This is a genomic window from Faecalispora jeddahensis (assembly GCF_000577335.1).
Classification (GTDB): domain Bacteria; phylum Bacillota; class Clostridia; order Oscillospirales; family Acutalibacteraceae; genus Faecalispora; species Faecalispora jeddahensis.
On the sequence record NZ_CBYL010000031.1, the window covers coordinates 22,829 to 44,409 of the forward strand.

The window sequence follows — 21,581 nt, forward strand, 5'->3', positions numbered from 1 at the left end:
GAAATTGCGTAGCCGCAAAGTTGTTTTACAATTTTATGGCTGCGCAATTTTTTCGGCAGTTTAAAAAAGCGCTTTGCCTTTTGGCAAAGCGCTTTTTTATTTTATTCTCTGTGGCTTTGGAATTTCCCCGAAAGCTTAGCCTGCTGCAAAATATGTCCTTCCATTTTGTGGAGGAGGTCTTGCTTTCTGCTGTCTGAGGCCAAATCGATTTGGCAGTCCAGAACGAAAACGGTAAATACATAGGTGTGAATGGATCGCAGCGGCGGTTTCGGCCCCTTGTATCGGTTTCTGCCGTAAGCGATACCCTGTATGGCGCCGCCGAAGGAAGCAACAGTCTCGCCACGCGGTATTCCTTCTGGAATAACGGTCTGTACCGGCAGATTCCAAATCACCCAGTGGTTATAGTTCGGAAAAATAGGGTGCGACGCATCGTCGAGGGTAATTGCAATGGATTTTGCATTGGGGTCGATGCCTTCTATTTCAAAATCCGGAGACAGATCGTCTCCCCGGGCTGTATACCGTTCGGGAATCCAGGCTCCTTCCGCAAATGCACTGCTTTTGATTTTGAGCGTTTCCATACCATATCCTCCTGATATTAAGTATCATCGGATGAAACCTCTGATGTAAAGTTCGTAGTGGATAAACAGTCCATGTCGCAGAACCGGCTCTGAAGCTCCTGAAAGAATCTTGAAATATGGAATCCATCCATCAGCGCGTGGTTGACCAGCACGGTTACCGGAATTTTGATTCTTCCCTCGGTCTGAAAATGTTTTCCCCAGGTAATGCGCGGGTTGCTGTCGGCAGGGGCCGGTACTGGCTGAACGAGTGCGGTGTAGCTTGCCCAGGGGAGAGTAGAGATGAAAAACAGATGTTCTTCGTCCCCGCAATCCTCAATTCCCGCCGCTTCCTGCGCCTTTTTCTGCCTGTGCTTTGCATCAAGAAGATATTCCTGAAAAGGCAGGCGCTCATCCGCAGTACAGTAGCAATAGCTTCCGTTTTCCGCCGCAAGCGTATAGGAGGGAATGCAGTGGTCAAATTCAATGATTTTGTCTTGCCGGATCCGCTGACGAAATTCAGGGATTGCGTTTGCCGTACCGGTTACAAGGTACAGCAGTGTCAGGAAAAAGGGCCAGCCGTTTTCTTTGATACAATCCACGAGCTCCGTAATATCAAGAGGAACCGTCATTCCGGCATAAGGGTAAGCCATGTTGCGGAAATAATCGAATTGCCCCCGGCGCGGGTAGTGCTCCATATCAAGATAATGATAATTCATGGTTCTCTCTCCTTATTGGGTAAGAAAACCGCTGGCTCTCATCCGAATATTGCTCCATCCCCTTGAGGGGAAGAGAGAAAGCAGATGAAAGCCAGCAGTTCAAATATTTCGGCGCTCGAAAACACTTGCTTTCATTTGTCAAAGTGTTCGCCGCGCAAATGAATTTTCTTAGCAGAAAGACGAGCCGTTTGAACAGGCCGGCCTTATTTTAGGAGCTTGTATATGGTCAGGCATTTTTCCGTTAAGCATACAATATTGGCATCTGTTTTGAAATGCCAATGTACGCCTGGCTTCCTCTGATCAAGATCAACTTTAATCCCCATCAGTCCGCCTGCTTTTACCGGCTTCCGCCGCCACCGCCGCCGGAGAAACCACCGCCGCCAACAGAGCCTGCAGCACCGCCGGTTCCGTTTAAATTGGGGGCAGCAGCATGAGAAATATGATTTGTCATGGTCATAAAGTAAATCATACGGTAAGAGTTGTAGCCATACATGCCTGAAAAGGATTCATAATAAATGGGATCAAGAGCTTCCATGCTTTTCAGCACCTGCTCGCCAATATCGAATAGAGCGGCAAATACAAGATAATCGCCCCAAAGCTCTCGCGGAGCCGGGCCGTCTTTCTGATGCACTTTCATTCCAATCAGGTATTTCTGGAAGCCTATCATTCGGACCGCCTGATCGAAACCGGAGGCAGTGAATCGGACAACATCGTTTTTATCTTTAGCCGCCACACTCAGGAGAATCAATTCTTTTTCTCCTTCGCTTTCGACCTCTTTGGCCCACTCCGTAAGCTTTTCATAAAGTTTTTCCGCCCGCTTTTCTATCGCAGAGCTCCAAAGAATTCCATCCAGATCGGCGCCTGCGGTCAGAATGGCATACAGCGATTGCTCCACTGCGGCAGAGGGTATTTTCTCCGGCTGAAAGACGATGACTTCTTCCGGTTTTGATTTCTTTTTACCTTGTGGGTTTTCACGCTCTTCGATGCTGATATATCCTGCCTTTTGCCAGCGGATGAGATAAGCGCCCATCAGCTTATCACAGGAAATTCCCTTGCGCAGCAATTTCATTGCGGCATATACGGCAGGGATACTGCCGCCAAAGGGAACCGACCACGTGGGTTCGATTTGATCTCTCGCAGCCAGCCTTACCGCCGTGCCGTCCGCAAGCTTGTAGCGTGAAAAGAAGAGGGCGAACGCCGCGGCGCCCCCGATGATTAGCACAGCAAAAATAGCGCCCAGAATATAGAGCGCGATTGGTGATTCCTCGTTTTCCGCGTTTTTCTGCAGGTCTTCAAAAGACATATCTGCTTTGGCGGCCTGCGGGAACAACTCCCTTTCAAAGCGGCACAGCAGATTCACATAATCTCCGCCGCCCAAAGACTCGGAGGAATCAGCGGTCAGAATTCCGCTGTCGGCGATCTGCACTTCACCGGGGAAGCCGTATCCCCAGATCCGGGCGTTATTTTCCGTCAGGGAAGTGTTTGCCATTCGGATTTTGACTGAGACCGATTCCGGAGCGCTGGAAAGATCCGACACAAACTGATGATAGAATCCTGCATAGTCACCGTAATCCTTTACCAGCCCGTCCAGAACATACTGGATGGTGTATTGATGATCGCCATATGTGCCGATTCCCCAGCAAAGCTCATAGCCGTCGGATGTTTCCAGAATACCGCAGGTACCGGCCTTTTCTTCTCTGGAACGGTCCGCATCCCAGGTGCTCAGTGTTTCGTATTGCGTGCCAGACTCGTCCTTTACAGTAAGAGAATGAACGCTCATGCCATCCATGTGATTCAGGGCCTTGTAATATTCCGTGCCGCTGTACACACCGCGAACGTTCCAGACCTCTGTGATGGCTGCGGAACCGTCGCTCCGCAAAGCGGCGTCGATACGAATGGATGGAATCGCATCTTCCGCCGCAAAAGCCGGAACTGCGCTGAAAATAAAGAGTATCGTAACAATGACGGAAAGCAGAAGTGTTTTCTTACGGTTTGATTTCATAAGCTTCTCCTGTGTTGCATTATATTTTTTATTTTTATAGAGAAACTGCCCAAGGTGCCGGCCTGCCGTGAAAATGACTACTGGGAAACAGGTATTCCATAACCTTGTTGTTTTCTTATGTTTATCGGCGCAAGTCAATCAAAATCAAAATGTTCTGCAATCTTATCATAATCCCATTGCCACTGATCCGCCGCAAATGGCTTGAGCAATGTAAACGTTTCGGAATCCAATAATTTGTTCATGCCGGGATTGGCAATCAGAATAGAAATATTGCTCAGCCAGGTTTCATCCTTTGATTCAGCAGCCAATTTTGCGGCAAGCTCCAACGGCTTTACAAGCAATTCGGAGGAAATGCGCTGAAGACGGTCCAGAATTCGTTCGGCCCCAGGCCAGTTTAAATCCTGCAGCCAGTTGAGCAAATCCGCCAGATACGGTTTGATTTCTTCATCACTCAGTATTAAAAAGAGAATCGAGGCGTTTTCCCAGCTGTCAAAATGATCGGTTGGCTGCAGTAGGTACTGATGATCCGTTTCTTGCAATGCCGCGATAAATCCGGATTTTGTTTGATCTGCTGTGCTGTTCCAGGATAAATCTTTTAATATGCCCTCTTGTTTTTGATTCATGTATCGATCTCCTGTTCGTTGCATCTATCTGAAACTGGTAAGTCTGATTTTAGAATACCATGAAGTTTGTATGTTTGTAAGCCAAAAAGCGTTACCGCTCCGTTCTTCAGCCGCGCTTCATCCGTTTTTGCTGGCGCACATCCTTGCCCAGAAACGTCAGGCGCACGTAGCTCCCGATGATCCGGGAAACAAAACGTTCGGAATAGCGCTTTTGCAGCTCGTACAAAGAAAGATTGGTGCTGATGATCGTGGGCCGCCCGGCCATCAGGCGCGTATTGACAATATTGTATATGGCGGCGTCGATGAACGAGGTGGAAAATTCGGTCCCAAGGTCATCGAGAAGCAAAAGATCGCAGCCGAGCAGCAGCGCGTTGGTATCCTCGTCCTCTTCCGCGCGCCCAAAGCGTTCCCTCTCCAGGCTGGTAGCCATATTCTGCGCGGAGAGATAAATCACTCCAAAGCCTTTTCCCACAGCTTCGCGCGCGATGGCCAGGGACAAATGGGTTTTGCCAAGGCCGGTTCCGCCCTGCAGGATCAGGCTGGGGGATTTCAGGGAAAAGTCCCGCGCGTAGGTGCGGCAGAAATGAAAAATGTTCTCCATCTGCTTTTTGGGCGCGATTTCCCCTTCGTTCTGGGGCACTTCAGGGTAATGCTCCAAAGAAAATTCCTCAAAAGAGCAAAGGGAGAGCGGCGTCATTTCATTCAGACGCTGATAGGCGGTTTTGCGCAGAAGATCGCGCAGGCAGCTGCACATTCTGCCGTCCACATACCCGGTGTCACCGCATTTTTTGCACTGATAGTGGGGGTTCAGGTAGTCCTGCTCCAAACCTGCCTGGCGCAGCATCTGGTTCAGCTCCTGCTGTAAAGAGAGGTTTTTCTCTTTCAGGCGGGTCAGCTCCGTTACGGTATCGCTGCCGTTCAGCACGGCCTTGGCCGCGCCGATGGCCGTTGCGGCCAGCTGGCGCTCTATTTCGTGCGCACGGGGATACATGGCGTAAAAAGCCCTGCGGCGCTCGTCCGCGGATTCGTTTTCACGCATACGACGGTCGTTCAGAATACCAAGAGCGACTTGGTAAATATCCTTTCCATAGGCCATCGACGCATCATTCCTTTCCCAATAAATCAGGAACCTGAGCGCTCATGCGCTCGTATTCCTCAATATCATAAGTAGTTTGCTGCAGTTTTGACTGTTTTTGCACGGTAGTTTTTTCTTTTTGTTCCATCGCGGCCTGCTGGGGTGTTGTGATGCCCTCTCGCTGCCAGCGCTCCAGAATCTTGTTCATATAGCTCAGGCTCAGCTTTCCAATGGCGTCTACGCTGCGGTCGTAGGCCTCGCGCACCATCTGGGGTGAAAATTTCCATTCCAGCAGCCAGCGGTCCGAATACCGTTCCTCCCGCGCGCTCGGGGCACGGGGAGAGAGGCGCAGAGCCTGTTCGATTTTTCTCCATGCCTTATTGATTTCGTCCAGCCGGCGCAGTTTTTCTTCCGCCTGCAGATGTGTGGAGATGCCCTCTTCCGCCCAGTCGCGGGCCACCGCCTCTATGTAGCTGGTGTTGTCCTTGCCCTTGCTCTTGACAAACTGCAGAAGCATCAGGGTAACGTCCACGGGCAGGCCGTAGTCATCGTGAATCGCCAGCAGAGTAGAAGAAAGCCCCGGGGAGAGGGGACGCCCCAAAAGCTGCTGGGCCTCCTGCATCAAAAAGCGGATTTCTGCCGACTGATTGATCCGTTCCGCAATAAACAGGCCGTCCGGCTTGGGGATGCGGCGCGGCGGGACAGGGGGAAGGCTTTCGGCGATGGGAGCAGCAGCCAGCGGAAACTCCGGCTGCAGGGGGCGTTCCGCGTCAGCCGGCTGTACCGCCTGTTCCGGAACCTCCTCCGCTACAAGGCCGACCTGCACCCAGTACTGCATTGCGTCCTGCACGTCGGAGGCCGTGATGCCCAGTGCGGCAGCGATCGCCTCATGCGTAAAGGATTCTTCCGCGTGGCGAAGTGCCCACAGAAGAACCTTCAGCTGATTCGGGCTGGCCATTTTAATATGGGAATCGACTAATGTGCTGGGAACGGCAAAAACCGATTTCCATGCACCGGGATGAATAGAAAAAACCATGGTATACTCCTTTGTACGATTGATCCCACGCGGGATGGGCGGGCAAATCAGAACTGCGCGGCCCTACCGGCAGGATCAATAAAAAAAGACATGACATACTTTTCAGCTGTTTCAAAAAGGAATCATGTCGGCAAAATATATTTTTGTGATATCATGAATCAAAAGCCGGTCTGCAAAGAACGCCATAAGATCGGAATTGTCAGGCTAGTGATTCCATGCTCTCTCAGGCGTCGAAAACTTTGCTTTCGTTTATATCGTGAGGTTATTATATCATAAAATAAGCAGGCTTACGAAAATATGATCGAAATTCTCGAAAGCACGAAATGGGTGCCTGAATATTCTCCTGGCAGCCCAAAGCTTTACTTGGCCGTTTAGCATTAAATTATTATACCACATTTCGGCAAGGGAAGGAATAGAAAGGCCAAATGGAAGGGCCGGAAAATAAAAATAAAAAATTTGGAAAAAGGTATTGACTTAAGGCGAATTCTGTCATATAATAACTCTCGCAGTTTGTTTGCGGATGTAGCTCATCTGGTAGAGCGCCACCTTGCCAAGGTGGAGGTAGCGAGTTCGAGCCTCGTCATCCGCTCCAAAACAACCACGAAGCAGGATTGCTTCGTGGTTGTTTCATTTTCTGCAAATTTTATCAAACTACCCATAAGAATCGTCTTTACTGTATGACTGGAACATGGTATTCTTCTCTTATCTATTTAGAATACATTTAGTAGGGCGGAGGGTGATTGTATGCAGGGCTATTTTATCATTTTTGCATTGATCGCACTGATCTTTTGCGTTTTGTTTCGCTCCCGGCAATTGAAAAAGTTAGGAATCAAGGCAGTGCATTTCGGTAAAATCGATCGAAAAGATTTCTTCATTCCTCCCTTTGTTCTTCTGTATTTTTATCTCATTGCTGCAAACAGTTTCGATTTGCCCCGAATGGGTGCTGTGTTGGATCACAATGAGATTGCCGCATGGCTTGGCGCAGCGCTTTGTGTTTTGGCGCCGGTCCTGTTTCTTTGGGGAGTGATTTCGTTCGGGAAAAGCTTCCGTGTTGGTATCGATCTCGATAAACCCGGCGCGCTTGTTTCCAATGGAGCTTTTTCTATCAGCCGAAATCCACTTTATGTTGCTTTTATGATGATTTTGATCGGAGTGTTTTTGATTTTCCCTACGTGGATATTTTTCGCATATCTGGTTGCAGGCGTATGGCTGATCGATCGTCAGGTTTGCCGGGAGGAAAACTCACTCAGGGAGATTTATGGCAAGGAATACGATGCGTATTGTAATAAGGTAAGGCGTTATATCTGACGGTCTGATGCAAAGCAATATTAAGATAAGACACATCCTTTTGAATTTGCCGTTGTTCTTCATCTGAATCATAATTGCTGATGATTTCGCATTCCTTATAGCAGAGAAGGCCAATCGATGCGATTGGCCTTCTCTGCTGTTGCTCTATTCGATTCCCGAACGTTTTTCGTCATTCGGATTTTACGCTTTGCGTAGCCGGTGTTTGTAATTGCTTGCCGGGTGTGGAAGAAGATTCAGAAGCTGCCGGAGCAGCTTTTGGAAGAAGCTTTTGGGGAACGGGCAGCTTGATCTGAGTCAGCATCAGCGCGCTGAACATCAGAACACAGCCGCAGATTTCCCGCAGGCTCATGACCTCCTGGAACATCAAAGCGCCGGAAATGACGCCGAAAAGGGATTCCGTGCTGAGAATCAGCCCTGCGATCGTCGGTGAAACGGTTTTTTGGCCAAGGGCCTGAAATGTGTATGCAACGCCGACAACCATGATTCCCGTGTACAAAATCGGGCCGATGCTTGCTGTTACCGACTGAAGATTCGGCGATTCCATCTGGAAGGCGCAGAAAAGGGACAAAACGCCCGCAACCAAAAACTCCACCGGAACCAGCTCCAGACTGTTGGTTTTCTTGGAGTAGGTATCCACCAGGGTGATTTGTATGGCCCAGAACAGAGAGCCGATGAAAACATAAAAATCGCCCTTGGATACGCTGAAATGTTCAGACATACACAAAAAGTATAATCCCACCGCGGCCAGCGCGATGCTCACCCAGGTCATCAGTTCTGTTTTGCGGTGGAAGAACAGGCCGATCAGAGGAATGATAACAATGTACATCGCGGTGATAAACCCGGTTTTCCCCACAGTGGTATCGGCAAGCCCCAACTGCTGAAAATAAGCGCCCAAAAACATGGCGATTCCGCAAAGTCCTCCGCCGATCACGAGATCCTTTCGCAGAAACGGGTTTCGACCCTCGTGGCCGACGCGCTTCAGAATCAGGCTCAGCGGGAAAAAGATGACGGCTCCCGTCAAAAACCGGGCGGCGCCAAAGGAAAAGGGCCCAAGGTACAGCGTGCCCAGCTTTTGTGGCACAAGGGCGGTTCCCCAGATTACGGCACAAAGGGAGAGCATCAGCTCCCCCCGGTATTGCTTCAGTCGATGCATTGGGATTCAGTCCTTTATCATGAAACTTCCAACTCATTGTATCATTATTCATTATGTAAAACAAGCGAATTTCTCGCGTCCCGTCGAAAAAACGTTGGAACCGCCGGGCTTTTTCCGGGGGAAAAGAGACTGTAAAAAGCAATAATGGTACGGCATTCCCAGTTTTGATTCCCTCGCCGCCCAAAAGGCGACACAATGCTTCCGTTTATATTTTAAATTTATTTTCAAAGAGAAAACCGTGAATTCAGTAAATATTCCGATATTTTATACAGGGTGGGAATGTTTGGGTCGGTTCGCGGAAGAAAAGGGATTCTTGCCGAAGAAAGCCCTTCGTTTTTTGAGATTTTGAGCACGATTTTTCTCTTTGGCTACCATTGGGCCGGTTTTGGAAATACACTATACAAAGCGTCGGGTTTCAAGGGGGATTTTTTACTCAAATTTTGTAGGATTTACATGCGGCAGTTTCTATGAAAAAGCAGGAAAGTATGTTATACTATGAAATGTTTGTGAATTTTTCAAAAGAGGTAATTGGATGGACATTAGAAACGATTTAAGAAACATCGCGATCATCGCGCACGTCGACCACGGCAAGACCACTCTGGTCGACCAGCTTCTGCGTCAGAGCGGCATTTTCCGCGTCAATGAGGCCGTCGCCGAGCGAGTGATGGACTCGAACGACCTGGAGCGTGAGCGCGGCATTACGATTCTTTCTAAGAATACTGCGGTCATGTATGACGGAACAAAGATCAATATTGTAGACACCCCCGGCCATGCCGATTTCGGCGGCGAGGTGGAGCGCATTCTGATGATGGTGGACGGCGTTCTGCTTTTGGTGGATGCCTTTGAGGGCTGTATGCCCCAAACCCGTTTTGTTCTGAAAAAGGCGCTCGGCCTTGGCAAAAAGCCGGTGGTCGTCGTCAACAAAATTGACCGCCCCGGCGCGCGCCCGCTGGAGGTTGTGGACGAGGTGCTCGACCTGTTCATTGAGCTCGGCGCAGACGAAAGCCAGCTGGAATTCCCGGTGGTATACGCCTCCGGCCGCGACGGCTACGCCACTCTGGACCCGGACAAGCCGGGGGAGAACATGATACCCCTGTTTGAATCCATTTTAAAGTTTGTACCGGCCCCGCAGGGCGATCTGGAAGGACCGGCGCAGGTGCTGTTCTCGAACATCGACTACGATGATTACGTCGGGCGCATCGGCATCGGCCGCGTGGAGCGCGGCAGAATCCGCGACGGCCAGAGCGTGGTGCTGTGCGGCCATGAGGACGGCAACCGCAACGCCCGCATCGTCAAGCTCTACCAGTTCGAGGGCCTCAGGAGAGTGGAGGTAACCGAAGCGGCGCTGGGCGATATTGTGGCCGTTTCCGGCATTACCGACCTGAATATCGGCGAAACGGCCTGTGCGCCGGATTGCGTGGAGCCGCTGCCGTTCGTCAAGATCGACGAGCCGACGGTTTCGATGATGTTCATGGTCAACAACAGCCCCTTTGCGGGCAAGGAGGGCAAATTTGTCACCTCCCGCAACCTGCGCGACCGCCTTTTTAAAGAGGTGGAAACGAATGTGGCGCTGCGCGTGGAGGAAACCGATTCCGCGGATACGTTCAAGGTGTCCGGGCGCGGCGAGCTGCATTTGTCCATTCTGATCGAAACCATGCGCCGCCAGAACTACGAGTTTCAGGTTTCCCGCCCGAGCGTGATCTACAAGACGATCGGCGGCAAGCGCTGTGAGCCCATCGAGCTTTTGATGATCGAGGTGCCGGATCAGTACGTGGGCGCCGTCATGGAAAAGCTCGGCTCCCGCAAGGCGGAGATCGTCAACATGGGCACCCGTGAGAGCGGCGTGACCCACATGGAATTTAAAATTCCCGCCCGCGGCCTGATGGGCTATCGTTCGGAATTTTTAACGGATACAAACGGCAACGGCATCATGAACCATGTGTTTGATTCCTACGAGCCGTACCGCGGCGATATTGTACAGCGCGCCCAGGGCTCGCTGGTTGCGCACGAAACCGGCCCCTCCACCGCTTACGGACTGTTTTACGCGCAGGACCGCGGCAAGCTGTTCATCGGCCCCGGCGTGGAGGTTTACGAGGGCATGATCGTCGGCGCGAGCCCCAAGCAGGAGGATATCACGGTCAACATCTGCAAGAAAAAGCACGCGACCAATACCCGTGCCTCCGGTTCGGACGACGCGCTCAAGCTGACGCCCCACACGGTGCTCAGTCTGGAGCAGTCTTTGGAATTTATTGCGGAAGACGAGCTGGTGGAGGTTACGCCGAAATCGATCCGTATGCGCAAGATGATTCTGAACAAAGAGCAGCGCATGAAGCAGTCCAACAGAAAAAAATAAAGAAAGCGCCAGGGAACTGATGGATACATCCGCCCGCAGAGAAGCAATGAAGCTGATTATACTGGATTTGGAATGGAACGGTACTTATAGCCGCCGGCTGAAGGGCTATATCAACGAAATCATCGAATTTGGAGCCGTCAAGGTGGATGAGACCCTGACGGTTGTGGATACCTTTCATGCATTTGTCCGCCCTCAGGTGGGCAAGAAAATTAGTGGGAAGATCCGCACCCTGACCCGCCTGAGCAATGAAGATCTGGTGGACGGCATGCTGTTTATGCAGGCGGTCAGCCGGTTCAAAAAATGGGCGGGCGACTCGCTGCTGATGACGTGGGGAACCTCCGATCTATTGGCTTTGATTGAGAACTGCCGTTATTTCTGCGGTGACGGTCACATTCCTTTTTTAACAAAATATGTGGATCTGCAGCGCTACTGCGAATCCCGGCTGCCGGGCATCGGCACGATGCAGATGGGCCTTTCCACCTGCGCGCAGCTGCTGGGAATCCATGAGGAAGAGTCGGAGCATCACCGCGCCCTGAACGACAGTATCCTTTCGCTCGAATGCTTTCGGGTACTGTACCAAAAGGATGCGTTCGAGTCGATGATTCAGGATGCGGATGATCCGGATTTTTACCCTCGGCTCACCTTTAAAACAGTCATCCTCTCCGATTGGGAGCACCCTATGGTACGCGGGGCTGATATGACCATCCTCTGCGACCGCTGCGGCCTTGAGGCAGAGCAGCTGAGCGATTGGATCGTCCGCAACAAGAGCTTCCGCGCGGATTTTTACTGCCCGCACTGTGATTACCGATTTACCGGCCGCATACAGTTTAAGCTGAAGTACGACGGTCTGATCGTCAAGAAAAAGAATCTTCCGTTTCAGGAGGAGTCGCAGGAAGAAACTGCGGAAGGCGGAGAGGACATGGCGGATTTGGCGCTGGATTTGCAGGACATACAGGAGGAACCCTGAAGAGTATAGTCAATTCATTGGAAAACGCCATATGCAATGATTTCCCCCCACCGCAGGCGGGGGAAAATCAGCCACTTTTACGGTGGCGGTGCTATACAACAGGAGGAGCACGGCATGCTGAATCAAATGGAACTGCACGAAACAGACGGAGTGAAATACCTGACCTTTCCGGCGCTGGAGCAATACCCGCAGCTGCTGCATTCCTTCTCCACCCGGATCGGCGGAGTCAGCGAGGGAGAGTTTGAGAGCCTGAATTTCCGCAGAGGGGATTCGCGGGAAAACATTCTCGAGAACTACCGGCGCATCTGTCGCGCGGTGGGGTATGACTTTGATGGTCTGGTTGCTTCCGCGCAGGATCATCATACCGTTCTGCGCTATGTGACGGAGCAGGAGAAGGGCATCGGCATCACAAGGCCGCGCGACATGGAAAGTGTGGACGGCCTGTACACCGATGTTCCCGGCATCACGCTCGTCACAAGCTATGCCGACTGCGTGCCGCTGTATTTTTTCGATCCCACGAAAAATGTGATCGCTCTGGCCCATGCCGGCTGGCGCGGCACCGTACAGCGCATTGGTGAAAAAATGACCGAAACCCTGTGCCGGCAGTTCGGCTGCAGCACGCAGGATATTCTGGCGGCGGTCGGGCCGTCCATCGGCCCCTGCTGCTATGAGGTGGATGAAACGGTACGGGAGCAGGTGATGCAGCACACAGACCTGCTGCCGGAAGAACTGTTTGCCGAGCAGGGGAACGGGAAATATCTGCTGGATTTGTGGGAGTGCAACCGGCGGATTCTGGTGCTGGCCGGCATTCCGGACGAAAATATCTCAGTGGGCGAGGTCTGCACGAAATGCCACCCGGAGCTGTTTTTCTCTCATCGTCTGATGGGCGAAAGACGCGGCGGTATGGTGGCGATGATGTGCCTGAAGGAGGCGCAGTCCCTTGACTCTTGAGCATTGTATGCTGTGTCCCCGCGGCTGCGGGGTTCGCAGGGAGCCGTCAAAGGGCAGCGGCTTTTGTCATATGGGGAGCCATCCCGTGGTGGCGCGCGCGGCGCTTCACTTTTGGGAGGAACCCTGCATCAGCGGAACGCGCGGCTCAGGTACGGTGTTTTTTACCGGCTGTACCCTGGGCTGTGTTTTTTGCCAGAACTACGACATCAGCACCCGGCGGCAGGTGGGAAAAGAACTGACCGTCGCCCAGCTTGCCGAGGTGTTCCAAAGCCTGGTAGAGCAAGGGGCGCACAATATCAACCTGGTCAGCCCCACGCAGTTTGCTCTGCCGATTGCCGAGGCTTTAAGGCTGAAAAAGCTTCCAGTGCCGGTGGTATACAACAGCAGCGGCTATGAAACCGTTGAAACGCTCAGGCTGCTGGAGGGCCTGGTAGATGTGTATCTGCCCGATCTGAAATATGTAGGCTCTGAACCGGCTGCCCGATATTCCGGCGCGGCGGATTACCCCGAATACGCCAAGCAGGCGATTCTGGAAATGGTGCGTCAGACCGGCGAGGCCCGGTTCGACGAACAGGGAATGCTTGTCCGCGGCACTGTGGTGCGCCATTTGATTCTGCCGGGCCATACGCGCGAATCCATCGCCGTGCTCGACTGGCTGAGGGAGCATTTGCCCGAGGGGGTGCCGGTCAGCCTGATGGCGCAGTATATCCCCTGCGGAAAGGCGGAGCAGTACCCCGAAATCAACCGTCCCATCACCGCGCGGGAATTCCATAAGGTAGAGGAATATCTGATGGAATCCGGGCTGGACGGTTTTGTGCAGGAGCGCTCCTCGGCGAAAAAAACGTATATCCCTTCCTTTGATCTGGAAGGGCTGGAGTTCCTTTCCGCATCAAAATAATAATTTCTGTTAAATTACACACCAATATTATTCAGCATGCTGAATAATATTGGTGTGTTTTAATGTAAAATAACGCAATTTTTTATCGCCAAATATTGACAAATTTATTGTAAGGATATATTATTATGTTAACCAAAATATTTTAAGTATAGAGTGTAACAAATAAAAAACGTAAAAAGAATTCTGTCTCTATGCTTAGCGGGAGTAATGGCCTGTTGCGTTAGCGGTTCTGTTTTTGCATCTACAGCAGAAAACTATTCCGGCGTGCATCCTTACATCGGAAGCGAAAGTTCCCAAAGTTCTGGTTCTGTGATTACACCGCAAGAAGTTGTGAAACCAACAGCGGAATGGAATGTTGCATTAAAAGGGCAATATAATTTCGCCGGACGATCCAATTATCAAACACTATATACCAATTATTACTTTACCGGAAAATACAGTTATTATGTGGGCGTTACAAATAATTCGTATAATAATCTTAGAGTGCGGGTTCTTAGCTTAACGTCCTCTACGGTTTATCGAGATTTTACGGTTGCTCCTGGAGCTTATGTTACTTACCCCGTTACGGGAACGTCGCCAACAGGTAGTCAGATATATTTGGAATTTACTGGTTCAAGTCAAGATTTTGAAGGGTATATCTATTAATGTTGCAAAGATAGTTTGAAAATTTTTAAAAACATGGATACTAGGCATCCTTTAATATAAATTAAGGGGTGCCTTTTTCTTTTTTAATTTATATGAAGAGGAGAGAAGATAAAATATGTCAACTACGGCACTCAAACTAGTTGCGCTCGTTTTTATGGCTCTGGACCATATCGGTGTGTTTATTCCCGGCATGCCCATTGTGCTGCGCTGGGCAGGGAGGCTTGCCCTGCCTCTTTTTATTTTCTGTACCACAGAGGGTTTTTCCCATACCCACAGCAAAAAGCAGTACATGCTCCGGCTGTACCTTGCGGGTATTTTCATGGATCTGCTCAATCGCTGGGTTTCTGGCATTGGATATACTCTTTCTGATTTTTCCCCAGTAAAATTAGGAATAGATAATAATATCTTTCGCACATTGTTTTGTATCAGTGTACTTTGCTTTCTAATCGATTCCTTCCAAAAGAAAAATTCGAATCGCAGGAAGTACCTCGCGGCTTATTGCGTATGGCAGGCCAGCGTTTATCTGTTCCTGGAGCTTTTGGGAAAGTTTCTTTCTCCCAGTCCTTTATCAGAAGAGATTGTGCGTTTTCTCCCCAACTTGCTTGGTTCGGTCTATTATTTGGAGGGAGGTTGGGTTTTTCTGCTGCTGGGGGTCTTGCTTTACCTTGTGAAAGACAATAAAAAAACTCTGGCAACGGGATATTTATCCTTTTGCGCAGTCTATTTTGCAGTGACTGTTACGCAATTTCTCCCGCGTGTATTGATCAAATTACAGTATTTTGCATATATACTGGGGAATAATGGACAAACTGCATTATCGACTACTCTTTCTGATTTCGAACTCACTCTGTATGATTTTTGTATGCGACATTCCGGGCTTGCAACCGGGTATTCCTCTGAACTGAATCCATTTTTTACAGAATATCAATGGATGATGGTAGGAGCCCTGCCGTTTTTATTAGCCTATAATGGTAAAAAGGGAAAAGGTTATAAATACTTTTTCTATCTCTTCTATCCCATTCATATCTATATTTTGTATTTTATCGGCGGATGGATCGGTGCAATGAGTTGACTGCACATTTAAAGAAAATTCTTTTCATTTTACAACAAGACCCGCATGATTGTTAAATCATGCGGGTCTTGTTGTATGAATTATTAATAATTTATCATAGTCTTAATCTTACCTTGTCGGTATCGTGCTTGAACATATACACGCTCTGCACCAGACCGAAGCCAAGGTAAAAGCACGCTGTAGAAGAGCCGCCCGCGCTGAAGAACGGAAGCGTAACGCCCATAACGGGCAGCAGGCTCAGGCACATGCCTACATTGAAAATCGCCTGTGACGCGATCATGCCGAAAAAGCCGAAGCACATATAGGTCCCCATCGGATCGCTGGCCTTTCTGGCGCAGTACAGCACGGTAATCAGCAGCGCAAGAATCAAAATCAGCACAAGCGAGGTGCCGATGAATCCAAGCTCTTCGCCCGCGACGGAGAAAATAAAGTCGCTCTGCTGAATCGGGACGCTGTTGCGTGCCACGCGCGGGCCCTCAAACAGCCCGCGGCCAAACATCTGGCCAGAGCCGATGGAGATTCTGCCCTGAATCTGCTGCAGGCCCGCACCCAGCGGGTCAGCCTCGGGGTTCATCATATTGATCAGACGGGTTTTCTGGTAATCCGCCAGAACGTATTTCCACGCAAGGGGAGCGCCGATCAGCATGGCGCCGAACACCAGCGCAAAGTAGCGTAGCTGTACGCCTGCCGCAAAAGACATGGCAAGGAACATGCAGAAGAAGATCACCGCCGCTCCGTCGTCGCCCTGCATATGGGTCAGCAGCATGGGGATCAGGGCATGTACACCAAGAGTGATCACATACAAAGGATTCCTCAGCAATCCGCGTTCCTCCAAAACGGAAAGATGCTTCGGGAAGGTGATCATAAAACCGATCTTCGCCAGCTCAGACGGCTGAAAGGTCGTGCCGCCCGGCAGCTTGATCCACGCCTTGGCGTCAACGCCGGAGGAGCCCGAGGCAGATTGTCCGAACAGCAGCGTATAGATAATCAGAAAAATACAAAAGCCCGCCACAAGGTACCAGTAATTCGTAATTTCCCGGTAGTTCAGACGGGTCAGGACAATGGCGGCAATATACCCCAGTATCACGGCAATCAGCTGCGTTTTAAAGTAGTTGACGCTGAACGCGCGGGTCACGCTGGCCACCAGAAGAAGTCCGTAAACGGAAATCGCTATCATAAACAGCCACAGGGGCTTGTTTGTTCGTCGAAAATATAATTTGAACGAGTCAAGAGCTCTGGACATAATTTCACCTCGAGTCCTATTATAGGCGGAACCGGGCGAAAGTTCAAGCAAATACTTTTATCCGGCCCGTGAATGTGGTATAATTCTTTCAATTGTTCTTTGCAAAGAGCGCCGGAATCGAATCAGCGGTTTACTATTGTTCATTCGTTTTCAAGAAGGCATAATATAAAAGTTGCCTTTTCTCCCTCGCTGCAGGTGGGGAAATAAAAGAATGGCTCGTTCTCAATCGAAATGATTGTAATGAGGACATGCTGTTTTGGGAGCCGGCCCTTTGGAATCGTTAAGGAGGATTCTATTTTGCAGATTGTCACAGACTCACCCGCGCAGACGGAAGAGCTGGGCCGCCGCATCGCTCAGCAGCTCAGGGGCGGGGAGGTACTGGCGCTGTTTGGCGGTATGGGAATGGGAAAAACAGCGTTTACGCGGGGCCTTGCGGCTGGCCTGGGAATTTCTTCCGGAATCAGCAGCCCCACCTTTTCTATTGTAAATGAATATCATGGCCGTCTGACTGTCTACCACTTTGATATGTTTCGGGTAGAAAGCTGGGAGGATCTGGAATCCACGGGTTTTTTCGATTATCTGGATACGGATGCGGTTCTGGTCATTGAGTGGAGTGAAAATATTATCGGCGCTCTCCCGCCCGACGCGATCATCATCGAGCTGTCCGCCGGGAAAACGGAGCAGGAGCGCATTTTCCGAATCGAGGGATTAGAGCTATGAAAATACTTGCCATAGATTCCACCGCCGTTGCGGCTTCCGCCGCGGTGCTGGAGGATGACCGCCTGCTGGGGGAATTTTTTATTCATACCAGCCTTACCCACAGCCAGACGCTGATGCCGATGGTGCAGCAGGTGCTGGAGTGTGTGGGCATTTCTGTCGAAGACATTGATTTATTCGCGGCGGCGGCCGGGCCCGGTTCGTTCACCGGTGTGCGCATCGGCGTGGCCAGCATCAAGGGAATGGCGATGGCCGGGGGAAAGCCGTGCGTCGGCGTTTCCACTCTGGAGGCAATGGCCTATAATCTTGCCCTGCCGGGGGCCACGGTCTGCGCGGTGATGGATGCACGGCGCGGGCAGGTTTACAACGCCGTGTTCCGTTTGGGGCAGGATGGTTTCGAGCGCCTGATGCCGGATCGCGCGATTTCGGTGGAGGCGCTCAGCGAAGAATGTAAAAATTATAGCCGGCCTTTATTTCTTGTTGGAGATGGGGCAAAACTGTGCTATAATACGAACGGGTTTCAGGAGCTTTCTGCTGTTCTGCCGCCGGAACCGTCGCTGTATCAGCGGGCGTTCGGGGTGGGAAAAGCAGCCTTTGGCGCCTGGCAGCGAGGCGAAGCAGTACCTGCTTCTGAGCTGCTGCCCGTATACCTGCGCCTGCCTCAGGCAGAGCGGGAACTCAAAAAACGGCAGGAAAATCAAAAGGAGGGCTAAGCATGGTAGTACTGGGAGCGGATCACGGCGGATTTTGTCTGAAAGAAGCGGTAAAAGCCTATTTGGAGAAAAACTCCATTCCGTATCACGATTATGGCTGCTACAGTGAAGAATCGGTAGATTATGCGCTGTTTGCTTCTAAGGTGGCTTACGATGTGGCCGAAGGAAGAGCAGAGAAGGGAATTCTGTGCTGCGGCACTGGAATTGGAATTTCGATCGCAGCCAATAAGGTAAAGGGAATCCGTGCGGCGGTATGCACAAACGAGTTCTGTGCAGAGGCCACCCGCCGGCATAATGACGCCAACATTCTGTGCATGGGCGGCCGCGTGATCGATGAGGAAATGGCGGTCAAGCTGACCAAGATTTTTCTCGAAACCCCATTTGACGGCGGACGGCATGCAAGAAGAATTGCGCAGATCAAAGAAATTGAAGACGGAGAAAAGCTGTAAAGGAGTAAACGGATGGAACATCAGGTTTTTGAAATGACACACCCCCTCATTCAGCACAAGCTGACTTTTTTGAGGGATAAGAACACAGGCTCTAAGGAGTTCCGCAGCTTGGTAGGCGAAATTGCCATGCTGATGTGCTACGAGGCCACACGAGACCTTCCTCTGGAAGAAACACAGGTGGAAACGCCGGTCGCAATGGCTACCACAAAGGTGCTGTCCGGCCGCAAGCTGGCATTCGTGCCGATTCTGCGCGCGGGCCTTGGCATGGTGGACGCCGTGCTTGAGCTGGTACCCGCCGCGAAGGTAGGTCATATCGGTCTGTACCGCGACCACGAGACCCTGCAGCCGGTGGAATATTACAGCAAGCTTCCGCAGGATACCAATGAGCGCGACGTGATTGTGCTCGACCCGATGCTGGCTACCGGCGGTTCCGCTGTGGATGCGATCAATATCATCAAGCGCAGCCATCCAAAGAGCATTAAATTCATGTGCGTCATCGCAGCGCCCGAGGGCGTTGAGGCTCTGAGCAAGGCTCACCCTGATGTGCCGATTTACTGTGCACATATTGACGATCATCTGAATGAATCCGGATATATCGTTCCCGGCCTTGGCGACGCGGGCGACCGGATTTTCGGCACCCTGTAACACAAAGCGCCGGGCTGCCGTGCCCGGCCCCCCGTTCGGGCCGGTGCTCCGCGGCAGATTGTGCGTAAAAGACAAAAAGAGATTCTCCCTAAGGAGCGGTGATTTCCACCGGCTTTAGGAAGAATCTCTTTTTTTATGTGGCCGGTTTTTTCCCGTTCCGGCTTTTGTACTCCTGATACAGAATATCCTTCAGAATCAGGAATGTGTCCATTTCGCTCAGGCCGAACTGCTCTTGGCAGCGGCCGCACAGAGCCGCAATCTGTTCCCGGTAAGCCCTGATCCCATTGAATCCCTGATAGGAGGCCAAAATGGGGTATTTCTGGCTCCAGGCTGCGGTCCAGTCGATTTCGTCCGCCGCGCTGTCCATGCTGGTCAAATCCCCGCCCACTGTGTTTCCGCTGATCAGCTGATCATAGCTGACACGGTACAGCTCACAGAGGAGCTTTGCCTTGGTCAGATCGGGAACTGTCTGGTCGGTTTCCCATTTGCTCACGGTTTGTCTGGAAACATTCAGCTGATCTGCCGCCTCTTCCTGCGACAGACCCGCTTTTTTGCGCAATTCCAGAAGTTTTTTTCCCAAAGACATTCTTTTACCGCCCCCTTTGGTTTATTAAGTAGTCTTGTACTTACTTATGATAAGGGATGCGGGAAAGGCTTTCTACCAACAAAAGCTGGAAATCTGTCAACCAAACGTAACATTTTCGGTTTTTTACAATCGCTTGACAAAATTGCCGCTGATATCCAACCGGTCGTTGATGATGATAAAGGCCTGGGGGTCGATATCCCGGACAATCCGCTTCATGCGGTTGATCTCAAATTTAGAAACCACCGTCATAAAGATATACGACTGCTCGTGTGTGTAAGCGCCATAGCCCTGCCAGCAGGTAACGCCGCGGTGCAGAAGCTGAACGATGGTATCGGCTACCTCGGGATGCCTCGTAAAGATCATAGCACTCGATTTTATGTTCTGATAATGGGTTCTGTCCACCACCAGAGAGGTTGCGGCAGAGAAAATAACAGAGTACACCACCACTTCCACGTCAAAACGGAAGAGGCAGTACAAAAATACAATGCTGCTGACAGAAATGCCAAGCTTGCCGACGCTCATGTCAGGGAATTTTTTGGTGCAGTACACGCCGATGATGTCAGTTCCGCCGCCGGAGCCGCCGGAGCGCAGGGTCAGACCGATGCCGGAACCCGCGATCAGTCCGCCGATGACGCAGGCTGTCAGGTAATCGTCAATGATCGGAGCACTCGGAACCGGAATGATCGTCATCGCCATCGACTGGCTTGCGACGGTCAGTACGGTTTTCAGGAAAAATGTACGGCTGATTTCACGGTAGGCGAGCAGCAGAAGGGGAATGTTCAGAACCAGCATCATCACGCCGGCCAGATTGAAGGTTTGAGGAATATTCAGGTGCAAAACATTGATTGCAAGATCGGAGAGAACCTGCGCGATGCCGATGAACCCGCCGTTGTACAGCTTGAGCGGAACAATGACGGTATTCAGGTTCGCGGCGCAGATGATCCCCCCTAAAACAGAGAAAAGGTAGCTTGGCAGCATTTGCAGGTGTTCTTTATGCAGTATGTGCGATTTTTGCATGGACGATCCCCCTGATTCTATATCTATTTTCATTATATCGAGCGGGAAAAAGAAGTCAAGCGAAGAACTGCGTAACTAAAAAATAACTTTTTATTCAAAATTTTATAAAGTAAGTTTTGGAATACGGAAAAAAATATTTTACTTTTGAAAAAAGTGTGGTATAGTGAATGACAGTGTTCCTGATTTATTGAAAAAGGAGTGGAAGTCCCGGGATGAATAGTCCGAATCATGTGCTAATCGGACTGGTTGTATATGAGTATGTAGCTGAAAAATATGGTGTTCGGCTGGACAGAGCCAGCTTCCTAAAGGGAAATACCAGCCCGGATCATTCTCTTTCTTTCCTCAGGCCGCATCGCATGCGCTATTGCAAGGATATGGTCAAGAGAAAGATCGGCCGCACCTGCCGCCTGGAATGGCAGGATAAGAATCGGCAGCTGTCCAAAAAACTGGGAGTTTTGTGCCACTACTATTCCGATTTCCTCTGCCTGGCGCACAGCTCTGAATTTGACGGCACTCTTTCAGAGCATATTCAATACGAGCAGGATCTGTTGTTCTACATGGGCAATCATATGGAATATTTCAAAGGCCTTGATTATGTGCCTGAAATAGAGGTTCCCTTGACAGTACAGGAAATTTATAAACATATGCACGATCGCGTTCATCAAAAATACGAGCTTGGGCAGGACTTTGAAACCGAACTGTTCTTTGCGATTCGATCCTGCATTGAGCTGGTGCTGTACGTGTTTTATCATGGCCGCTGTGTGGCCGAGCCGGCGGTGCAGCGATAACGTTCTTTTCTATTTAAATAAGCGTGATTTTTAGGGTATGCGGCGCTGTCGCATACCCTTTTTATTT

General features: G+C 50.7%; 22 protein-coding genes and 1 tRNA gene. 13 read left to right on the forward strand and 10 right to left on the reverse strand.

The window, feature by feature from the left end; genetic code table 11:
* Window positions 1-101: 101 nt before the first annotated feature.
* The 6 genes from TY09_RS12080 to TY09_RS12105 all read right to left on the reverse strand — a co-directional run bounded on the left by TY09_RS12080 (window position 102) and on the right by TY09_RS12105 (window position 6,009).
* Window positions 102-578, reverse strand: a complete 477-nt coding sequence (locus TY09_RS12080; protein ID WP_042434765.1) for a YbhB/YbcL family Raf kinase inhibitor-like protein — start codon at window positions 576-578, stop codon at window positions 102-104.
* Between the two features lie 17 nt (window positions 579-595).
* On the reverse strand, window positions 596-1,273 hold the full coding sequence (locus tag TY09_RS12085; protein ID WP_042434768.1) for a CatA-like O-acetyltransferase: 678 nt from the start codon (window positions 1,271-1,273) through the stop codon (window positions 596-598).
* Between the two features lie 337 nt (window positions 1,274-1,610).
* Complete coding sequence (locus tag TY09_RS12090; protein ID WP_042434771.1) at window positions 1,611-3,275, reverse strand: DUF2207 domain-containing protein; 1,665 nt, start codon at window positions 3,273-3,275, stop codon at window positions 1,611-1,613.
* A gap of 134 nt (window positions 3,276-3,409) precedes the next feature.
* Window positions 3,410-3,898, reverse strand: a complete 489-nt coding sequence (locus TY09_RS12095; RefSeq protein WP_009063589.1) for a DUF5071 domain-containing protein — start codon at window positions 3,896-3,898, stop codon at window positions 3,410-3,412.
* Between the two features lie 106 nt (window positions 3,899-4,004).
* Window positions 4,005-4,994 carry an ATP-binding protein gene (locus TY09_RS12100; protein ID WP_042434774.1) on the reverse strand — a complete coding sequence of 330 codons (990 nt, stop codon included), beginning with the start codon at window positions 4,992-4,994 and terminating at the stop codon, window positions 4,005-4,007.
* A 7-nt stretch (window positions 4,995-5,001) separates the two neighbouring features.
* Window positions 5,002-6,009, reverse strand: a complete 1,008-nt coding sequence (locus TY09_RS12105) for a DnaD domain protein (RefSeq protein WP_042434776.1) — start codon at window positions 6,007-6,009, stop codon at window positions 5,002-5,004.
* A gap of 516 nt (window positions 6,010-6,525) precedes the next feature.
* On the opposite strand from TY09_RS12105, the gene TY09_RS12110 reads away from it, so the two are divergent.
* A tRNA-Gly gene (locus TY09_RS12110) sits at window positions 6,526-6,601 on the forward strand.
* 152 nt (window positions 6,602-6,753) lie between these two features.
* On the forward strand, window positions 6,754-7,317 hold the full coding sequence (locus TY09_RS12115; protein WP_042434779.1) for a methyltransferase family protein: 564 nt from the start codon (window positions 6,754-6,756) through the stop codon (window positions 7,315-7,317).
* 169 nt (window positions 7,318-7,486) lie between these two features.
* Here TY09_RS12115 and TY09_RS12120 read toward each other — a convergent pair whose 3' ends face one another.
* On the reverse strand, window positions 7,487-8,470 hold the full coding sequence (locus TY09_RS12120) for a DMT family transporter (RefSeq protein ID WP_042434783.1): 984 nt from the start codon (window positions 8,468-8,470) through the stop codon (window positions 7,487-7,489).
* Window positions 8,471-9,002: 532 nt separating this feature from the next.
* On the opposite strand from TY09_RS12120, the gene typA reads away from it, so the two are divergent.
* The 6 genes from typA to TY09_RS12145 all read left to right on the forward strand — a co-directional run bounded on the left by typA (window position 9,003) and on the right by TY09_RS12145 (window position 15,356).
* The gene (gene typA, locus TY09_RS12125) at window positions 9,003-10,823 is read left to right on the forward strand and encodes a translational GTPase TypA (RefSeq protein ID WP_042434785.1); all 1,821 of its coding nucleotides are present in this window, start codon (window positions 9,003-9,005) and stop codon (window positions 10,821-10,823) included.
* 46 nt (window positions 10,824-10,869) lie between these two features.
* Window positions 10,870-11,790 (forward strand): 3'-5' exonuclease, encoded by a 921-nt coding sequence (locus tag TY09_RS12130; protein ID WP_242841492.1) that lies wholly within the window; start codon window positions 10,870-10,872, stop codon window positions 11,788-11,790.
* A 114-nt stretch (window positions 11,791-11,904) separates the two neighbouring features.
* Window positions 11,905-12,741 carry a peptidoglycan editing factor PgeF gene (pgeF, locus tag TY09_RS12135; RefSeq protein ID WP_042434790.1) on the forward strand — a complete coding sequence of 279 codons (837 nt, stop codon included), beginning with the start codon at window positions 11,905-11,907 and terminating at the stop codon, window positions 12,739-12,741.
* Window positions 12,731-13,639: a radical SAM protein gene (locus tag TY09_RS12140; RefSeq protein WP_198133657.1), complete on the forward strand. Its 909-nt coding sequence runs from the start codon at window positions 12,731-12,733 to the stop codon at window positions 13,637-13,639. The genes pgeF and TY09_RS12140 overlap by 11 nt, the downstream gene beginning before the upstream one ends.
* A 207-nt stretch (window positions 13,640-13,846) precedes the next feature.
* Window positions 13,847-14,284 (forward strand): hypothetical protein, encoded by a 438-nt coding sequence (locus tag TY09_RS18360; RefSeq protein ID WP_147584673.1) that lies wholly within the window; start codon window positions 13,847-13,849, stop codon window positions 14,282-14,284.
* Between the two features lie 115 nt (window positions 14,285-14,399).
* On the forward strand, window positions 14,400-15,356 hold the full coding sequence (locus TY09_RS12145; protein WP_042434796.1) for a TraX family protein: 957 nt from the start codon (window positions 14,400-14,402) through the stop codon (window positions 15,354-15,356).
* A gap of 94 nt (window positions 15,357-15,450) precedes the next feature.
* Here TY09_RS12145 and TY09_RS12150 read toward each other — a convergent pair whose 3' ends face one another.
* Window positions 15,451-16,533, reverse strand: a complete 1,083-nt coding sequence (locus tag TY09_RS12150) for an FtsW/RodA/SpoVE family cell cycle protein (RefSeq protein ID WP_242824585.1) — start codon at window positions 16,531-16,533, stop codon at window positions 15,451-15,453.
* Between the two features lie 363 nt (window positions 16,534-16,896).
* Between TY09_RS12150 and tsaE the strand changes: the two genes are divergently transcribed.
* The 4 genes from tsaE to upp are packed head-to-tail and all read left to right on the forward strand — an operon-like array spanning window position 16,897 to window position 19,123.
* Complete coding sequence (gene tsaE, locus TY09_RS12155; RefSeq protein WP_009064041.1) at window positions 16,897-17,319, forward strand: tRNA (adenosine(37)-N6)-threonylcarbamoyltransferase complex ATPase subunit type 1 TsaE; 423 nt, start codon at window positions 16,897-16,899, stop codon at window positions 17,317-17,319.
* Complete coding sequence (gene tsaB, locus TY09_RS12160; RefSeq protein ID WP_042434800.1) at window positions 17,316-18,029, forward strand: tRNA (adenosine(37)-N6)-threonylcarbamoyltransferase complex dimerization subunit type 1 TsaB; 714 nt, start codon at window positions 17,316-17,318, stop codon at window positions 18,027-18,029. Before tsaE ends, tsaB begins: the two co-directional genes overlap by 4 nt.
* Before the next feature lie 2 nt (window positions 18,030-18,031).
* Window positions 18,032-18,478 (forward strand): ribose 5-phosphate isomerase B, encoded by a 447-nt coding sequence (rpiB, locus tag TY09_RS12165; protein WP_042434801.1) that lies wholly within the window; start codon window positions 18,032-18,034, stop codon window positions 18,476-18,478.
* Window positions 18,479-18,490: 12 nt separating this feature from the next.
* On the forward strand, window positions 18,491-19,123 hold the full coding sequence (gene upp / locus TY09_RS12170) for a uracil phosphoribosyltransferase (RefSeq protein WP_009063446.1): 633 nt from the start codon (window positions 18,491-18,493) through the stop codon (window positions 19,121-19,123).
* 133 nt (window positions 19,124-19,256) lie between these two features.
* Here the strand turns inward: upp and TY09_RS12175 are convergent, their stop codons facing one another.
* Together TY09_RS12175 and TY09_RS12180 are read right to left on the reverse strand one after the other, a co-directional pair.
* Window positions 19,257-19,709, reverse strand: coding sequence for a helix-turn-helix transcriptional regulator (locus TY09_RS12175; RefSeq protein ID WP_042434804.1), 453 nt, complete (start codon window positions 19,707-19,709; stop codon window positions 19,257-19,259).
* 123 nt (window positions 19,710-19,832) lie between these two features.
* Window positions 19,833-20,726 carry a YitT family protein gene (locus tag TY09_RS12180; protein WP_009063870.1) on the reverse strand — a complete coding sequence of 298 codons (894 nt, stop codon included), beginning with the start codon at window positions 20,724-20,726 and terminating at the stop codon, window positions 19,833-19,835.
* A 212-nt stretch (window positions 20,727-20,938) separates the two neighbouring features.
* Here TY09_RS12180 and TY09_RS12185 point away from each other — a divergent pair, with 212 nt between their 5' ends.
* On the forward strand, window positions 20,939-21,514 hold the full coding sequence (locus tag TY09_RS12185; protein WP_042434807.1) for a zinc dependent phospholipase C family protein: 576 nt from the start codon (window positions 20,939-20,941) through the stop codon (window positions 21,512-21,514).
* The last annotated feature ends 67 nt before the right edge of the window (window positions 21,515-21,581 follow it).

What these genes read in the sequence shown, in the direction of transcription:
- TY09_RS12150 (WP_242824585.1), bottom strand. Translation starts at nt 16,533, where the DNA reads ATGATAGCGATTTCCGTTTACGGACTTCTTCTGGTGGCCAGCGTGACC.
- TY09_RS18360 (WP_147584673.1), top strand. Translation starts at nt 13,847, where the DNA reads ATGGCCTGTTGCGTTAGCGGTTCTGTTTTTGCATCTACAGCAGAAAAC.
- rpiB (WP_042434801.1), top strand. Translation starts at nt 18,032, where the DNA reads ATGGTAGTACTGGGAGCGGATCACGGCGGATTTTGTCTGAAAGAAGCG.
- pgeF (WP_042434790.1), top strand. Translation starts at nt 11,905, where the DNA reads ATGCTGAATCAAATGGAACTGCACGAAACAGACGGAGTGAAATACCTG.
- TY09_RS12085 (WP_042434768.1), bottom strand. Translation starts at nt 1,273, where the DNA reads ATGAATTATCATTATCTTGATATGGAGCACTACCCGCGCCGGGGGCAA.
- TY09_RS12100 (WP_042434774.1), bottom strand. Translation starts at nt 4,994, where the DNA reads ATGGCCTATGGAAAGGATATTTACCAAGTCGCTCTTGGTATTCTGAAC.
- TY09_RS12185 (WP_042434807.1), top strand. Translation starts at nt 20,939, where the DNA reads ATGAATAGTCCGAATCATGTGCTAATCGGACTGGTTGTATATGAGTAT.
- TY09_RS12130 (WP_242841492.1), top strand. Translation starts at nt 10,870, where the DNA reads ATGAAGCTGATTATACTGGATTTGGAATGGAACGGTACTTATAGCCGC.
- TY09_RS12120 (WP_042434783.1), bottom strand. Translation starts at nt 8,470, where the DNA reads ATGCATCGACTGAAGCAATACCGGGGGGAGCTGATGCTCTCCCTTTGT.
- TY09_RS12175 (WP_042434804.1), bottom strand. Translation starts at nt 19,709, where the DNA reads ATGTCTTTGGGAAAAAAACTTCTGGAATTGCGCAAAAAAGCGGGTCTG.
- TY09_RS12080 (WP_042434765.1), bottom strand. Translation starts at nt 578, where the DNA reads ATGGAAACGCTCAAAATCAAAAGCAGTGCATTTGCGGAAGGAGCCTGG.
- TY09_RS12090 (WP_042434771.1), bottom strand. Translation starts at nt 3,275, where the DNA reads ATGAAATCAAACCGTAAGAAAACACTTCTGCTTTCCGTCATTGTTACG.
- typA (WP_042434785.1), top strand. Translation starts at nt 9,003, where the DNA reads ATGGACATTAGAAACGATTTAAGAAACATCGCGATCATCGCGCACGTC.
- upp (WP_009063446.1), top strand. Translation starts at nt 18,491, where the DNA reads ATGGAACATCAGGTTTTTGAAATGACACACCCCCTCATTCAGCACAAG.
- TY09_RS12180 (WP_009063870.1), bottom strand. Translation starts at nt 20,726, where the DNA reads ATGCAAAAATCGCACATACTGCATAAAGAACACCTGCAAATGCTGCCA.
- TY09_RS12115 (WP_042434779.1), top strand. Translation starts at nt 6,754, where the DNA reads ATGCAGGGCTATTTTATCATTTTTGCATTGATCGCACTGATCTTTTGC.
- TY09_RS12105 (WP_042434776.1), bottom strand. Translation starts at nt 6,009, where the DNA reads ATGGTTTTTTCTATTCATCCCGGTGCATGGAAATCGGTTTTTGCCGTT.
- TY09_RS12095 (WP_009063589.1), bottom strand. Translation starts at nt 3,898, where the DNA reads ATGAATCAAAAACAAGAGGGCATATTAAAAGATTTATCCTGGAACAGC.
- tsaB (WP_042434800.1), top strand. Translation starts at nt 17,316, where the DNA reads ATGAAAATACTTGCCATAGATTCCACCGCCGTTGCGGCTTCCGCCGCG.
- TY09_RS12145 (WP_042434796.1), top strand. Translation starts at nt 14,400, where the DNA reads ATGTCAACTACGGCACTCAAACTAGTTGCGCTCGTTTTTATGGCTCTG.